Origin of the sequence: Pseudomonas abietaniphila (assembly GCF_900100795.1) — a bacterium.
GTDB classification, from domain to species: Bacteria; Pseudomonadota; Gammaproteobacteria; order Pseudomonadales; family Pseudomonadaceae; genus Aquipseudomonas; species Aquipseudomonas abietaniphila.
Window position 1 is genome coordinate 50,134 of record NZ_FNCO01000023.1, and the last position, 16,191, is coordinate 66,324.

General features: G+C 51.5%; 13 protein-coding genes. 5 read left to right on the forward strand and 8 right to left on the reverse strand.

What is annotated here, in order from left to right; genetic code table 11:
• Nucleotides 1–24: 24 nt before the first annotated feature.
• Together BLS87_RS30315 and BLS87_RS30320 are read left to right on the forward strand one after the other, a co-directional pair.
• Complete coding sequence (locus BLS87_RS30315) at nucleotides 25–1,194, forward strand: hypothetical protein (RefSeq protein ID WP_074758650.1); 1,170 nt, start codon at nucleotides 25–27, stop codon at nucleotides 1,192–1,194.
• Between the two features lie 335 nt (nucleotides 1,195–1,529).
• A complete protein-coding gene (locus BLS87_RS30320) occupies nucleotides 1,530–1,853 on the forward strand; it encodes a hypothetical protein (RefSeq protein WP_074758652.1) in 324 nt (107 codons plus the stop codon).
• A 46-nt stretch (nucleotides 1,854–1,899) separates the two neighbouring features.
• Here the strand turns inward: BLS87_RS30320 and BLS87_RS30325 are convergent, their stop codons facing one another.
• Nucleotides 1,900–2,520, reverse strand: a complete 621-nt coding sequence (locus BLS87_RS30325) for a hypothetical protein (protein ID WP_074758654.1) — start codon at nucleotides 2,518–2,520, stop codon at nucleotides 1,900–1,902.
• A 324-nt stretch (nucleotides 2,521–2,844) separates the two neighbouring features.
• Between BLS87_RS30325 and BLS87_RS30330 the strand changes: the two genes are divergently transcribed.
• The 3 genes from BLS87_RS30330 to BLS87_RS30340 all read left to right on the forward strand — a co-directional run bounded on the left by BLS87_RS30330 (nucleotide 2,845) and on the right by BLS87_RS30340 (nucleotide 5,344).
• Nucleotides 2,845–3,663 carry an HDOD domain-containing protein gene (locus BLS87_RS30330; RefSeq protein ID WP_074758656.1) on the forward strand — a complete coding sequence of 273 codons (819 nt, stop codon included), beginning with the start codon at nucleotides 2,845–2,847 and terminating at the stop codon, nucleotides 3,661–3,663.
• 244 nt (nucleotides 3,664–3,907) lie between these two features.
• Nucleotides 3,908–4,339 (forward strand): hypothetical protein, encoded by a 432-nt coding sequence (locus BLS87_RS30335; protein ID WP_244165923.1) that lies wholly within the window; start codon nucleotides 3,908–3,910, stop codon nucleotides 4,337–4,339.
• A 63-nt stretch (nucleotides 4,340–4,402) separates the two neighbouring features.
• Nucleotides 4,403–5,344, forward strand: a complete 942-nt coding sequence (locus tag BLS87_RS30340; RefSeq protein WP_074758660.1) for a hypothetical protein — start codon at nucleotides 4,403–4,405, stop codon at nucleotides 5,342–5,344.
• A gap of 10 nt (nucleotides 5,345–5,354) precedes the next feature.
• Here the strand turns inward: BLS87_RS30340 and BLS87_RS30345 are convergent, their stop codons facing one another.
• From BLS87_RS30345 to BLS87_RS34495, 7 genes are all read right to left on the reverse strand, one after another.
• On the reverse strand, nucleotides 5,355–6,806 hold the full coding sequence (locus BLS87_RS30345; protein WP_208605228.1) for a RepB family plasmid replication initiator protein: 1,452 nt from the start codon (nucleotides 6,804–6,806) through the stop codon (nucleotides 5,355–5,357).
• Nucleotides 6,807–8,174: 1,368 nt separating this feature from the next.
• Nucleotides 8,175–9,380, reverse strand: a complete 1,206-nt coding sequence (locus tag BLS87_RS30350; RefSeq protein WP_083370799.1) for an ISL3 family transposase — start codon at nucleotides 9,378–9,380, stop codon at nucleotides 8,175–8,177.
• Nucleotides 9,381–9,522: 142 nt separating this feature from the next.
• Nucleotides 9,523–9,996: a hypothetical protein gene (locus BLS87_RS30355; protein WP_074758664.1), complete on the reverse strand. Its 474-nt coding sequence runs from the start codon at nucleotides 9,994–9,996 to the stop codon at nucleotides 9,523–9,525.
• Between the two features lie 1,650 nt (nucleotides 9,997–11,646).
• Nucleotides 11,647–12,648: a ParB/RepB/Spo0J family partition protein gene (locus BLS87_RS30365; protein ID WP_208605229.1), complete on the reverse strand. Its 1,002-nt coding sequence runs from the start codon at nucleotides 12,646–12,648 to the stop codon at nucleotides 11,647–11,649.
• 29 nt (nucleotides 12,649–12,677) lie between these two features.
• Complete coding sequence (locus BLS87_RS30370) at nucleotides 12,678–13,802, reverse strand: AAA family ATPase (protein WP_074758670.1); 1,125 nt, start codon at nucleotides 13,800–13,802, stop codon at nucleotides 12,678–12,680.
• A gap of 443 nt (nucleotides 13,803–14,245) precedes the next feature.
• Nucleotides 14,246–15,397, reverse strand: coding sequence for a tyrosine-type recombinase/integrase (locus tag BLS87_RS30375; RefSeq protein ID WP_074758672.1), 1,152 nt, complete (start codon nucleotides 15,395–15,397; stop codon nucleotides 14,246–14,248).
• Nucleotides 15,390–16,055 carry a hypothetical protein gene (locus BLS87_RS34495; protein ID WP_208605230.1) on the reverse strand — a complete coding sequence of 222 codons (666 nt, stop codon included), beginning with the start codon at nucleotides 16,053–16,055 and terminating at the stop codon, nucleotides 15,390–15,392. Before BLS87_RS34495 ends, BLS87_RS30375 begins: the two co-directional genes overlap by 8 nt.
• Nucleotides 16,056–16,191: the final 136 nt, after the last annotated feature.

Here is a 16,191-nt window from a genome sequence, read left to right on the forward strand (position 1 = left end):
ATTTTGTAAACCAACGAGCCCCTTATGGCAGTAGAACAGATTCAGGCCTTGGAGACCGCGAAACCTCCAAGGCTTGCAGAAAATACCACCGTCGATTCTTCTTCATCCAAGCCAAGCGGCCCCCCCTCGACTTTCGAACTCCTGTGCGAGAGATACATCTCCGCCACGGATCGATCCCCTGCATTTGTTAATCGAATCGCGTTCGAGATGAACCGGGACGAACGTGTCCGGAAGATCTGCCGAGTCAATCTCAAAAAACATCATTGCGACATGGACGACTTCGAAGACGTTTTGCAACGCGTTTTGGAGGTTTTCTTCAAGTCTATGCTGGCAAAGACGGTCGACGCTGATGCTGTGTACGCAGTGGTATATGCGGTGGCCAGCAACGTCAGCCGTGAGGTCTATCGAGATCGGCAGAAAATGGTAGCAAACCACCGCTCCATCGAAGACATGCTTGAGATGGGAGAGGAGCTTGAGCAAGCTACCTTGGCTGAACAGGTGGAAGAAGACCACGACAGAGATATAGATACTGAAGCTGCCAAACGAAAAATGGCGGCAGCACTTCAACGGGTGATCAACGGAGAACAAATAGTGGCTAATTCGGGCATTTTCCACATGGACCAAGACCCCATGGTATCGATGAAAAAAACACAGCCAATGTCCGATATCGACGTTGAGCCTGCCGCAGCTACCCAGAGGCAGACAGGAAACTCCTCTCCAGCCCAAAAACGCCCGCGGGCTGGCAGTCGGGCAGAACTCTCCTCCGATCAATCGGAACTTGTAAAAATCGGCGAAGAACTGGGGTTGCGCAACCAGGATTATGCTTTTGCGCTTGGCATCGGCCTCCCGAGGCTCTCGTCATACATTTACGGGCGTACCGCATCAGTACCTGCTGAAGTCATGAAGAAAGCACGAGATCTGCGTGCTGAAGAACCTCATATGACATCTCGTCTCGACAGGTTCAAACGTCCCATGTCGGCAATCCTCAAGGAATGGGAGGAGCGGCTGCAAACTACAGGTGATGAGCAAATGGCCAAGCTGCTCGGGGTCACCAAAATGACCATCTACCGGTGGCGGAATGACGATACCAAGCCAGACATCACAGCTCTAGGCCGGTACGAGCAATGGATCGATGACTTCCAAAGTCGCATTGAGAAAGCCGTTGAGCAGCGGCTCGCAGACGAACGTTCGTAACCGAGAACTTTAAAAGCCCGCAGAGATGCGGGTTTTTTTTCAGCAAAAAAAAACCGACAGATGATCTGTCGGTTTGGGTGGTTCATTAGCGCGCTGGCGTGCCAATGCAGGCTTTGTCCGCAAACGGAAATCCGATCACGAAAAGGACAATAGAAATCAAAATCGGGGTCATCGTTAACTCCAGGATGGGTGGCCATAAATTTAGGCGCTTGCCTTACCCAAAGAGATGCAGCACATGGATCAACAATCGAGCCTCCATTCCTCCAGAGGTTTGTGGCCCTGATCCTTCGTTGCTCGATGAACTCAAATCTTCCAACCCGCTCTAGGAGCCGAACATGATTTGCAATGCCGATGAGTACTTGGCCACCGGTCGACACCATCACGTAGCTATTTTGGAAGCTGGACATCACTTCGAGGGGATATACCTGATAAAAGAGGCCCCACTCCCCTGCTTGGTCGACGATCAAGAATGTTTCGAGTTCGTTGCTTCGGATCTCACCGGCGCGATCCGTTGCGTCATCACCAGGCAGCGTGCTGGTTGGCAAAAAGGGGAAATGTTTAAAGCCCAGAGGCTGCACTTACAGGGTCGGATCATGAATGATGAGCAAGGGGTAACAGCCCAAATCAGCGAGCTGGTTCCTGTGACAATGATTTGGTAGACGAAAAAAAACCTTCTGAACCACCAGGGTCCAGAAGGCTTCTCTCTCAAGTCAAAGCTTTGATGCAAGCTTTACTCAACGCAACACGGGTGACGTTGGCCATCGTCAAAACCTGATAGGCCGCCGCCACCCTCCCCTCCTCCAGTGCAGCGATCGCCAATGCGTATAACGCATCCGCCGGCACCAGCTCGTTTTCAGAGCCTGTGGAATCTTCGAACATCAAGCCAATATCATCATCGGATGAAAGCGGATCTCCTGAGCTGAGTGCCTCAAAGACTTGAGGAGCTTCTGACAGAACGATATCGAAGAACTCAACGTACGAACGCAGTGTGACAGATGCTGGATCTGTCGAGGTTCTGCGCCCGGTGTCGAGGGAGTTTTGAACGGTGTACAGCACATACTCGACGGCTTCAACCTCTGTCAGCAGGTCTTGATCAGCAGAAAGGAGAGCGTCCGGAACAGCCGATCCAGTGGATGCGTCAGCGAGTCTGGTCACTTCCAAATCACCACCAGCGTCACTGTAGCGACACTGAGCGATCAAGCGGATCTGAGCTTCATAGGAAGTAGAAGCGTGCACGACGTCTGAGAACATCTCCCCGTTGGGGAAAAGGCCAGAGATAAGTAGTGCGCGAGTATTGGTCTGGGTGAGCTGTGGTTGGTGGATCATGTGTGAATCTCCTGAAAGAGTATGCTGTTAAGGCTTTTCGCCTAACCGCCTTGCAAAGAGAGATGTGTCACACGAGTGTGTAAGAACAAAATTCCCAGAAAATCTGGAAACATGCACCCATAAGGCTGAATTCAGCGGGAATTGAACAGATACTGAACAGGTAAACCGAGTCGTTAAATGGGCCTCGTTCTGAATACAGTTAGACCTCTACGCCCGTAGGCATTGGCCAAAGCCGGAATGGCTAATGACCCGCCCACATCAAATCGTTACAATTTGGCAGGTTCTGTGTGATGGATTGACCATACCTTCTTGAGAGTTTTCTAGATGAAACCCCTGGCAAAAATATTCAATAAACCCGCGGCGTTGCCTACGATTTCATCGGTGGTTATGGAATTGCTTGCGATGACCAGGGACCCGTCCGTTCAGCTCTCAAGCATCGCGAAAGCAGTGAGCCTGGATCAAGTGCTCGCGGCTAAGGTGCTTCGTACCGCGAACTCAGCTTATTTCGGTCGTAGCGGCACGGTCTCCAGCCTGGAGGATGCCATTTCTACTATAGGCATTCACAACTTCAGAACTACGATCATCACCAACGGTCTGTTGAAAGCGCTTCCGGATGCACCAGGCATTGTGATGCCGAGTTACTGGAAAATGGGAATGCACACAGCTTTCATGGCTTCGGCGTTAGCGGAAAAAGTTGGGCATGATCGCGAAGAGGCTTTTACCACTGGTTTGATGCAAGGTTTAGGCGTGCTGCTTATCCACCTCATCATGCCCGACGAAGCTGCCCAGGTTGTCCAAACCGTAGATGTCTTCGACTTTGCGGGCCGTCGCAGCGTAGAACAATCCATCCTTGGATTTGATAATGCAGAGGTTGGAGCGGAGCTCCTCAAACGTTGGAAATTCCCAGTCAGCATTCAAAAAGCTCTGGTCACGTATTCCAATCGGTCACCTCTACCCGATATGCTTGGCCAATTGCTATCAGTATCCTCGGCATATGCCTTTGGTGTGGTGACGGGGTTGGATGGTTCATCATTCGCGGAAAACATTGAGCCAGAGTTCACCAAATCGCTTTCCCTGACTAATGAATGGTTGGGTAGCTGCCGACATAAGGTGTCTGAATCTGTGCAACTGATGAATGTTTAAAAGATAAGGATTTGTAGTGCACCCTGGGCTCCGCCTCTATCAGGCCATAATCGACAGATGTGAACTTCTATCCGTCCCCTTTTCGGAGGCAAGCAAGCTGTGCGGCTTTACAGCTGACACATTGGCAAGCTGCTTTGGGGATGAGTCGCGGGCAAAGCCCCGAGCCATTCATGAGGTGCTCGATCGGAAGCGAATCGACCTGATCGCAGCCTTTCTTCAGTGCTCTGGATTCAGGGTCCTTCAAATGGCCGACGTTTTCCGTTGGGCTGATTACTGTCTGATTCAATCCTCAACTGTTTTTAACCCTGGCTGTCAGATCGACCCGAGCCGGGAAGCTGCCGATTATTTCGAAGCCGTGAACAAAGCAGACGTGGCTACATCTCCAGATTTCATTCTTGATCAGCTCGTAGCTGCTACGTGGTCCGAGGGTCTCCGAGAGGCGGCTTTAAAAACCAACATTCCGTATGAAAAGTTGTGCTCGTGGCGGATGAAGCGTTCGATCCCTTCATTGCGAGATCTCCCCCTGATGCGTGAAGTCGCCAAGCAGATTGACATGGGAACACCATTGGTGATGATGGCATTGGGAGTCATCACCAAATCTGATTTCATGCTCAATGGTAAGCCGATTGACATAGAGGACGAGTTGAACCACGCCTTGGATATCGACATTCTATAACACGTAGCAATAATTTCCTGAATACTGCTAGAATCAAGCATCAGTATTAATCAGGGTTTCCCAATGCATTTCGATGCTACGATAGTTTCAACTCAACTCACTGCGTTGAACATCCCGGTCCCTTTGCCAACGATCCTCGGTGAAATATACGACATTGAGGGCGAAGTCTTCACAAGCTCTATCGACTCAGCCAGTTCAGGCGACCCTGTAGCGGCCGCCTACCTGCGGGGCATCCTTTTCAATGTGTTGCCTGCCGTATCTCCAAGGCTCAAGGCCGCGAAGTTCGATAACCCTACCCTTCCGGTGCTCATCCGTATCGGTAAAACAGAGGGCCCAAAGTTTTCAAAAGTCTTGAAGTCCTGGGTTGAGGCCGGGTGCCCGGCAGATGAACATGGCCAATATTTGGAAACTGTGTACAAGCGCGCCCAGGTTGAATGCAACACCAGCCCAATCAGTGGCGACCACCAAGTACATGCCTGCTCCGTCATGGAACAAGACGAATCAGACGCGGGTGAGCGCAGCGATGAATCAGCCGACAGACCCTACATCAACCGGCACGTCTATGGCGCGCGTGTAGCTGTGTGCTTTTCTGCGGACTTAACCAGGAATCAGTCACACACCATTCGTATCGAGGCGGCAGAATCATCAGGAGAGCGCTCTTACAACTGGAAGGACAAGGTTGGGATCCAGCTATCACCGCGTGAATTACCCGGAGTGCTGGCGACCTTGCTTCAGCTTCAGACACGGTTCGACGGGAAAGGACATGGAGCCCAAAACGAAAAATGGTTCACGCTTGAAAACCAAAAGGGAAAGGTGTTTCTGACTGTCAATGCAAGGGGTCAAAACGGCCGATCTCTTCCGATCGGCCCTGGTGATTGTTTTGAAGTGGTGACGTTGCTTATGGGACAGATGCTTAGGAATTCGCCGTTTCTAACATCAGAGTCGCTGCTCTCGCTTGTCAAAAGAACAGCTTCAATGTCGAACGAACCTGGCAGCACTCAGTGATAGGCCGGCTTCAAACGTTACTGCTCGAAAGCACAAAATCGAGCAAAACATCGGATGATGGAGATTCCGGGAACCGCTCTGCAAAAATGATCTGAACGATGCAATTCACCACCATGGTGTGCAGACCCTTTTTCTTGTAGAAGCCAAAGGCTACCTCATCCTTCCTCAATTCAGATTCGTAGCGTTGGACCAGGGCTTCCTTCCCTTCGTCGTCGAGAGCGCTGAACTCACTGCGAATCGTGTCTCGCTGAGCCGAACCCCATTGTTCGAGAAGAGTCGCCATCTGGTTACCCGGAGCAGCTGGTGGGGTCACTGAGGGCGTTTTTGCTGGCTTTTCAGCATCAGCCTTAGGCGGAGTTGTCTTTTTCGGCTGAGAAGGATTTTGGTTGGTTGGTGCATTCGCATAATTATTCTGCACGGCCGCCTTCAAATACGCAGCTGGGCTTGCGATCTTGCTCCCGTCCTTCTTGATCTGCCCCTCAGTGTAATCGGCTTGGGCTAACAAATATTCCTCATCGAAATTCATGCCGAGCTCTTCGATGTCCTTACCGCTCAGTGACAATGCCTTAAGCCGCTTTGCAACGGACGGACTGACCAGCTCAGGTGTAGGGTTAAGCCCGAGGCCTGGCTGCTTGAGCGTTTCAAGTTTGAACCAAAGCTGATCCATCTTCCGGTTCAATTTTGTAACCTGGGCAGCGATCCTGAACCGACTTTCAATGCTGTTGACCTGTTCAATCGCACGACCCAGCATCTTGTTGAAGTCGCGAAACTCAGCGTGAGGCGTCGCGGACCCAGACAGGGAGACGCTCCACTCAGTCCAGTGTGAACGATAGGTCTCGCCGTGCGGGGAGCCAAAGTATCGGGACACTATCTCGTGCAACGTCAGCGCTGAGAAGCTTGAGAAGTGATATTGCATCCGAAGATCAATGAGATTGAAAATCTTAGGGTCCAGGAGGCGGCGTTTCATTTCAGCCGGAAAGGAAAACCTAACTGTCTGGTTGTCATCGAGGATGTAGGCTTCTGCGATAAGGTTGGCAATACCCCATTCGCTTTTACGTCCTTTAGCGTCACCTTTGTAATCGAATTCGACCTGTACCTGGGTCATGCTCTTGAGCACTTTCTTCAGGTAATCACGACTATTTGTGGTCGTGTGGCCAACGTGTTCCTCGACCTTTTTGATTGGGATGTCATGAACGGACTCTGCCTCCGGCCGCTGTTGGGCAAACTGGAGAAGCGTGTTGTAGAGTTTCCTTTGCAGAAATGTGAAATCACTTGAAGTGGACACGTTTCGCATCGACAAGGCCTCAGTCGCTTTGCGCAGCTCCACAGCCTTCGAGAGTTCTGTATCTCGGACAACCTGAAGCTTGGGAGCCCTCTTGCGTTTGGCTGGACTTGCCTCGATCGTCGGGGCCTCAGTAGGCTTGGCCCTGGAGGCTCGTGTTTTCTTGGGTTGGGTGTCCATCTTGAAATGTGCCGTCAATGACTGTGGTGGCACATTACTGGAACAAAAGTCACGAGGTCAACGCTTTTTCGGTTCCATCGCCAGTGCTGAAATGTGCCATCTCTAGGGCTCCCCACTTCGATGTTGCTTTTGTGTTTTTCGCTTCGAGATGCGCTAGCAAAAAAACTAACAACAGCTTGTTTCTGTTTTGAATGCTTTTTTAAAGCTTTGTTAGTAAACCCATCAAACCCGCGTAACACAAGGGCTACAGCGGTTTTTCTGTGCCATGGCCAGGGCCAAATGTGCCGGGAATCTAAGCATTTGTGCCTTGGTCAGATCCTTTCTGTGCCAGCGCTAGACAAATGTGCCGTCGTTAGATTCCTATTGTGCTCTTGTTAGAGATATCCATGAAATGTGCCACGGTTAGGAAAACACCTTTCTAACGGTGGCACAAAACCGTCAAAGCCTTTATTCACAAGGGCTTCAGCCATTCTTAGGTAGATGAATCCAGATGTCAGGAATATCTAATCGTGGCACATTTTGCCACTAACGCTGGCATCTTCCCTTAACAATCCCGACATTGGCTTTAGCATTGCTCTAGCAATGGCACATTTGGGATTTGCTTGGTAGTACAAGGGGATAGCTTAGGAGGTCCGCCCCTGACGATGGCACATTTAGGCTCATTCCACCTGGGTACCTACCTGCTCCCCTCCCTTTGACACCCCAATCAAATCCGCTCATCGCGGTGCTTCTACGTCATTAGAGACACTTATCGAGGAGGGAAGCATCGCGATGGAACTTTTCACAGTGAAATCCCTAATCAATAGGGCTCTGCTATATCACTGACGATGGCACAACAGACAAAACAAGCGGCAAGGCGAGGTCGCATGCCTAAGTGTGGGGGCCGTATTACCATCTAACGATGGCACATTTGTAAGCTCTGTCCCTAGTGATGGCACATTTGACGGGTATAAGGGGGGGCGTTGCCCCCCCGACCAGCCCCTAGCTGCGGCACAATTGGCAGAAAAGCTGTGAAAAAGACGCGAGAGGCAGACCACCATGGGTTAGAACCCGGAGGGCTCGGCAGGCAGGCTTGCGCACTACGCATGGCACAACAACCTCGTTTTCACAGGGGATGCGCCCGGTTTATGTCTTGCAGCGGTAGATGGGGCACTCAGTACCTTCCAGCAGTATGGAAATGAGCTGGTTACAGAGCCTAGTGCTGGGAGTTGCAAGTTGAGCCTGGAGGATGAGCGTTCAATAAGATCCTTTCATCCAAGCCTAAGGCCCCGAGAGCTTTCAGCTTGAGGTTTTCATTCCTTGAGGCTATGAAACATTCCAGGTGCCAGCTCCTACCAGGCAATGATTTTGGGCCAAAAAAAAGGTTCTTCACGGATTACCGGGAAAGACGCTCTTGATCTTCATGAAAAAGAATTCGCTATCCCGATAACCGTACGCCATCCGCTTGATGACCTTTATTCGATTGTTTATTCCTTCCAACTGACCCGTGTGCATCGGCCAGCGAACCCGGCTGACGATGCCCCGCCAGTAGCCCTTTAGCCGTTTTGCAAACTGGATCAGAGCCGGTATTTCGCTTTGATGAGCATGGCGCAGCCATTGCTTCCAGTCCGATCTCCAGGCCCAAGCAGCGCCCGGTGTCCAGAGTGCTTTGAGCTCAGCCTTCATCAAATAGACCGTCATCAACGATTGGTTCGCCGCCAGCAAATCCTGCAAGTGAACCTGCTGTTCCGGTGTTTTCAGGTTCTGCGGATTGCGCAGCAACAGCCATCGCGCTTGCTTGATGACCTTTCGAGCAGGCTTGTCGTGGCGCAGTCGATTGGCTTCGTCGACGCGGACCCGATCAATCACCTCTCGGCCATATTTGGCCACTACATGAAAAAGGTCGTACACCACTCGCGCTTTCGGGCAGTGCTGACGAACCTCCAGGTCAAAAGCGGTATTCATGTCCATCGCCACCGCTTCGATTCGAGCACATCCTTCCGGCCCCAGCTCTTCGAAAAAGGGCCGAACCGCCGCCCGGCTTCGGCCTTCGCCGATCCATAGCACTCGTCGCGTATCGGCATCCAACACCACACTGGCGTATCGATGCCCCTTGAACAACGCGAATTCATCCATCACCAGGCGTCGTGGTTGCGCCTTCGGCAGCGTGCTCAACGCCGCCTGTAAGGCTCGACGCTCCAGCAACCGAACGGTGTCCCAATGCAGCCCAAACATCTGGGCCACGTGCAAGGTGGGAAGTCGCTCGCAGGCCTGAATGACCGCATCGGCCAAGCGACGCGTCATGCGGGCATAGCGATCCAGCCAACTGACGGCCTCCATGCGTTTGCCACAGTCGCGGCAGGCAACACGCCTGAGCAAAACGCTAAGGCGCACCGCACGACCGAGAATGGGCAAATCACGAATCACTCGCTCGCAATACTCATGAGTGGTTGAACAGGGTTTTAGGCACCCTCCACAGGAAGGGAATCGGTTGGCGTGGGGTGTTAGATCGATCTGGAGGGCGTCACCATCAGGCTTGATGTTGACGACAGAAAAGCCCTCCCAAAAAGGAAGGAAAGTATTAATATCGCGCATAAGAACGCCGGTTTGTTAGATGTGTTTGCTCGCACGAACATCATCAATCAAATCGGTGTTCTTGTTTCTGTGTTTCCCGGGATTCCGTGAAGAACCAAAAAAAAACCCCGCTGGCGGCGGGGTCGTGGGTAGAACATTTCAGCTAGAATTTGAAATCCGGAAGGCCGGTTTCAATCTCGTTACCTTGCGGCGGTGTCGCAGATCCCGTGGCTTTCGCCTGGTTGGGCGCTGGGGTTTGCTTGTCCTTCAGCTTAGGGCTGATCGAAAGACTGATGAAGGGCTTACCGCCGTTGACGCCATCTTTTTTCCAGCCTGCAATCCGCATTTCCTGGTTAAATCCAAAGCTTCCGGCGTAGTCAGGACCATTCTCCTTCTTGTCCGACTCCTTGAACAGGCTTGCGTTAATGCCACCGATCGATAGGGAGTAAAACTTATCCTTCGTCTCGTTTGCACGTTCCTTCATCCAGACAGCTACCTCAAGCTTGAGCTTTTGGCCGCGTTCTTTGTTCAGCAAAAACTCCACGTACCCCACCATTAACGGTGCGGCGTCGGAGGAGCGGTTTTGGTTCTCGAAAATGGTTCCAGAACCTTCGGTCAGCAGCAGCGAAATCGTCATGTTTATCTCCAATTGGTAGAGGGGCGGCTTGAAAGCCAAACGTTGTATAAGGGGATGAACAACAATGTTTTGTATTTTAGTGATAACACGTAAGCGTACGCTACAAGTATCTGGCGCCAGATTTTTGAACTGAGTCTGATCTTTCGGTTGAAGCGAGCCGCCTGAGATTTTCACTGTGAAAATCTGGTCCAGTTGGTCCTTTTCTGCTGTTATCCAGCAAGCAGCTATTGGGGGCAAATCTAGTTTGTTAGGTCGTTACCCTGTACGCAACGGTGGGATTTTCACTGTGAAATTGTGGGCGTCTGGTCTTCCTGGAGAGGGACTTTTGAGGGCCTGGCAATGGCCGGTTGAGCAATTCATCTTAATGAGCCCAATTGTTTTCACAGTGAAAATTCACGTTCGGCGGGATCGTCGCGTGAATAAAATGGACCAAGCGGCGAGCACGTGTGGAATCCTTTTCACAGTGAAAACTCCTGGATAGGCGCCGATATCGGTCACCACTTTGCTATGGGCATATCGCATAACCGTGGAGATCAGACACGAGCCTGTCATGTACCCGCCTCGCCAGTACTCACGCAGTCGAATATTCGAACAGCTAAGACTTCCTTTAATTGACCTTCTCGCAGCTCGATTTCACTGTGAAATACATTTCGCACTACGGCTGTCGTGTAGAAGGACTCGAAGACAATGAGGATTTCACAGTGAAAATCGGATCGTTTTTGGGCCTTGTCGAATTTGGGCATTGAGGTGGGGTGCTGCTCAGCCTTAAACGGCCCGGTCACAACATTTCACTGTGAAATACTGCGCAGGCCTCTCAACAAGGACAAGGATCCATGTCGTGATTGGTCGTCGAATTGTGGGCATTCCCCACCTAGTGCCGATTCGTGCACTGCGTCGTTTAGATACACCGGCCGATGAGTACAGGACGGGAAGGAAGGCCCACGGCTCGTCGCTCAACCAATAGTCCCTAATTAAGTGCCTGGTGAGCACCGTACACCACGCACTACGCACTACGCACTACGCACTATGCAGTGCGCAGTGCGAAGAGAATAAAGTATTGGGTTCAGCTTCGGACGGGATGGGCAGGGGTGGCATACAGGACCTAATCTCTGCTGTCCGATTTAAGTCTTGATGGATGCTCAGAAGCAGCTTATCCAGCCTGAGCGGGCGCCACATTTCTAAGCCTGGATAGGCAAATTCAGTTTTTTCTGTTTTCACAGTGAAATCTATGAACCCGGTTGCGAAATCCACTGCGACATTTTCACTGTGAAATCCTGGCTCCGCTCTTTGACAACTTCATGCCGATCGCACCGTGTCGTAGGCGACCATCCGCAACTGATGAAGTTTTCACAGTGAAAAAAATGCGCTCATCATGACAACAGGCCAGGTTTGCAGACGCCTGAAAACAGCGAGATAGGATAGGAATTTCACTGTGAAAACGGAGGTGAAATGAAAATGTATAGGTCGAGGCTTGTTGTTTCACAGTGAAAATCGAGAGGCATAATTCAAGAGCAAAGCAATAGCATGCGAATTTTGCTTTGACTTATCAATGAGTTAACCGAGGATTTGGATGCGGGGAGGGCAGTAGATAAGTGAGAGGAACCATACCTCGCCGCCGGCAGAGCCCGGCGGCAATTGAGCAATAACTCTTCAGCCGCGGGCCTTCAAAGCCTCCTCTAAGTAGGCCAGGACTTCAGCAGGATCTACTCCCTTAGGAGGGGTAAGGATCAGTTTTCGACCATCAAACCGTACCTCAAGCTGAGACCTTTCTTTGTAATTAATTTGCCTTGGAGGCACTGGAGCTTGCGGGGACGCCAGACGGCGTATCTCGCCTTTTGCCCAGTTGATGGCACTGTCTTGCGAAGTACCGCAACGTATCTTATCCGCCGCAGTGATGACTGTTTCAGCGTGACCTTTGTCAGCCAATGACACCAATTCAGCGACCACGCGGTTGCCAATAAGCTCTGGGTCAGCCTCAAGCATCGTGAGAACTTCCGCGGGAAGTTTGAAGTAAGCGAGGCACCTGCTGATGGTTGACATGCTTTTCCCAACACGACGGGCCAATTCAGCTTGGTTCTGGACAGTGCCTTGATCGAGCAACCTCTTGTAGCTGGCCCCCCGTTCGAAGTCGGACAAATCTTCACGAGCGTCATTGTCAGTTACAGCGAGAACTTCTGCTTCTGCATCGTCCAGATTCCTGACGCAGACATAGATGGAGGTCTTCCGTAGCAGCTGATGGGCAAGGTAACGACGTTCACCAGCAATGAGCTCGAAGGTCCCATCAGCAAGGGGGCGAACAACGATAGCAGTATGAAGGCCCTGATCCGCAATAGTGTTCGCGAGGGCGGTCAGTTTTTCAGGATCAAAAACGCGTCGAGGTTGGTATTTGCCTCGCACAATCTTGGTGAGGGGCAAGTACATATACTCACCAGGGTAGAGCTCCCCGCTGAGCTTCACGTCATCGAAACTGGGAACGTGGACATGGTGTGAATCTGACACCGGAGCTCTCTCCAGAGCCTTTTCGCCTTCTGCTTGTTCCTCATTCAGACCCATGGTGCTGAGCAGTTCGCTCATTGGACGGAGGTTTGCCTCGGGCATCGTTTTGGGAACGGCAACTCCCTGAATGCTGGACTTTTCTTCAGTGGCCACCATTGTTGGCCTGCCTATTGGGCTGGAGCTCCTCATTTAGCTTTCTCCAAAACGGACCTTACACGGCCCATCATTTCATCAAACACCTTTCGAAATGCTCCAAGTGAGTTCTCGCTACCTTGTTTCCAAAGCGCTAGTGGAACGCCGTCCTCCAAGCTTTTGGAGTAGTCCTCGGAATGGAACAGTTGCTGTTCTGTGACCTTACCCGGAAACAGTTGCGATAGGCGAGTCAGGTTAGCCTGCAAACGGGGGCGATTACGCATGTACATTGTCGGGATGGCAATAATTTCGGGGGCACGACCAAAATCAGCGCTCATTTCGTTGATCTTGAAAGCCAGGCGCGACAGGGCTCGGAATGAAAACTTGTCCATACGGATAGGGCAAAGCAAAAAATCTGCCGCAGCGAGGCTGTTCCGCGAAAGCATTGTGCCGGAAGGGGCGTTGTCCATGACGATCACATCGTAGCTTGAAAGGTCGCAGTGTTTGAGTTGACCTTTTCTTGCGCGATCGATGAACAGTCCGTACCGGAAGTCAGCACCTTGAGAATTCCGTAATACAAGGTCCATATCGTCCAGAGAATCGAAAGCAGGAATCAGATGTGGGCCATGCTCGCCAAATGGCTTCTTGATGACTTGGTCAAGAGACATTTCGCTGAATGTTGTTCCCAGCCGTAGAAGGTTGCCAAGGTGGCCCTCAACTGCTCTGTCAGCAGGCAGTCCGAGCTCTACAAGCTCTTCCGTAGTCTGGTCTGGGTCATAGCCCAACATGCTGGAAACATCTGCCTGAGGGTCATTGTCGATGATTAGCGTCTTGAAGCCTGCCATGGCAGAGAGAATGCCGACGTTGCAAGAGGTTGTCGTCTTTGCCGTCCCCCCCTTCTGCACGTACGTGCAGATAGTGATCGGCTGCGATAGACCCTTAGTGTTTCCATTCTGCCGGCGTAGCGCTGCAATCTGAAAAATGTCGTTGATGGAGTAACTGCGTGCTTCAACGGATCCGCGGGCTACGCGACTGATCTTAAGATCAAAATCCTTCTCGATTTGCTTGAGCGTTTGAGTGCTGATACCCAGAGCTTCTGATGCGTATTGGGGAGAGAAGGTGAGCTTGGTGAAATCTGTGAACGTGTACTGATCGAGTTGATTCGCTGCTGCATTCATGTTGGGCACCGGCGCCATATATATGAGATGGATGCATTCTGTACTGAACCCATAGGGTAAGACAATGAAAAATACGTCTATACCCCATGATAGACCAGATTCCTTCGTTGATCCCATATGGTGGGAGACGGCAGGCCTTCAACTAGTATGTGGTTAAGGAGCATTAGTCTGTATTGAACCCTATGGACATTGGTATGCCCTAGGAGGGAGGCTCATATAGATACGGGGTGTTAACGCATTGTTTTCTTTGCGTTTTATGGTTTGTCGCTTGCCGGGTCGAGACGGAAATGGATCGCACTTTTCGGCTGGGCAAGATCCGCTCGGCTCAGGTATTAGTGCCGTTGCTCCAGCGGAGCAGGGAGTAATAACCAATGCACAAAGCGCTGATGGCAAACATGAACACCGGCTTGGGGCCGACATGCAGCAGCCATCAGGCTAAGGTGCTAGGTCAGACGTGGCGTGCTCAATGCGGTCGTGACACCTTTAAATAGAGCTTCATCCTCGGTGTGCATATAACGGCTGGTAGTTTCAATCTTGCTGTGGCCAGCGAGGGTCCTGATCATGACCAGGTCACCCGTTTCCTTGGCTAAGTGACTGAAGCACGAGTGACGTAGCCAGTGTGTGGTTGCCTCCTCAAGGCGTTCAGACAGTTCAAACTGCCCACGTTCAGCTGCCAGCACCGCTGCTCGTTTCATGATGCCTTTCATCGACGTTAAAACCGTTGCGTTATGCGCACGGCTCTTTTTTGAGTTAGATGCAAGGAGGAGGGGGGTTGTATCCCCCGGCAGGATCTCTCGCGGCAGGTTGAAGGCCTCTCTGTACTGAAGAAGGTCCTCATATAGCGCATCGGAGATGGGGACGTTTCTCGTTTTATAACCCTTGCCCAGCACCGGCAGCCAACGATTACCGCTGGGTGCTTGTTTGATCTCCCCCATATTGGCCGAGGTTCCTTCGAACGTACGCAAGCCAGTCAGATAAAAAAGACTAAGCATGAAGTGATCGCGTGCCCGCTTGAGGGGATTCTTTGTATTTTCAATGACCTCGAACGCGAGGTTGATTCCTTCCTCGGGAAGAAAGCGTTTTACGCTGTTTTCTACCAGCAGCTGTGGTTTTTTCATGAGGGCCACAGGATTGCCTCGAAGCCGGCCCCCTTGAACCATCCATTTGTACATGCTGCCAATTTGGATAAGCGCGAATCTTTGAGACGCAACGCTCAAGGGGCCGGCGAACGGCTTCCAGTCCACGTGTTTACGTGCTCGTTTGGTCGGTGATACCCAAATCTCTTGGGGTTGAGGGTCCTTGATGAATTCAGCGTAGGCTTTCACGTCCATAACATTGATTTGGGACAGCTGTTTCCCTCTTGTGTGCAGCGCCCACAAAATGAAGCGTTCAACCTCCTTCCGCATCACACGGTGCGATTTGTCATTTGACGATTGCGTCTTTAACCACATGGCCGCGGCCTCGATATCGCTTGCAGCCTGGATCATGTCGGGCAAGGCTACGAAACCAGAAGGATAGGGGGAATGCAGCAATTCGATTTCACCTGATACCAGGAAATCTGGCTGCACAAGTAATCCTTTGGGCATGTCATTCATACAGATGCCTCGTTTTTCCGTTGGACACGAGCCAATCATCAATCTCATCTGGCTCAAACCATCTTGAAGTGCCATTAGGTGATTCGCATCGGTACTCCTCTTGCACGCCACCGGCACTGTCAGCACCTTCTCGTATTTCCATCACCACCAAAACTGCCTGTTCCGCAGCGAAATGCTCGATCGCACGAATGACAACAAGCTCCGATCCCCGGACCAGATAATTTCGATACCTAAAGCCGTCGACACTAGCCGAGAAATCTTCTTCATCGTCGTCTGGTTCTCTATCCCAGTTGAACGGCTCTGTAACAACCGGGCGCTGAGTTTCTTCACAAGGAGCCTCATGGATCTCCGACTGGGTCTTGCTGGACCTCTTATGTCGAGTAGGTGGGATTAGGACTCTTCGAGCGATAGACACCGCGGTTTGATCGTTAGGGCTCAATAGAGGTAAAGCCCGTGCCAGATCATCCCATTTGGCATCTCGTTCAACGTCAGCAGCGACGCGGCTGAGATGCTCAGGCCGGATTGACCATCGGCAAGCCACATCAGCCATTCGCCAGCCCTTTTGAGTGATCATCGATTTGAACTCATCGCGAGTCAGTCGTGGCGGTTGAAGAAAGGACAGCCCACGCTCAAATCTGTTGTTTTTTGCTTGATCCACAGCGCAAGTCTTTTTGGTGAAAGTATTGATTTTAGGGGGATTCAGAGCGTTTGCAAGCCTGAATTTCGATGAGGCTTGTCGACGTCGATAAGTGCGAATTTGAGGGAAAAATCATCCAGTGAGCCTCCTGCTACGC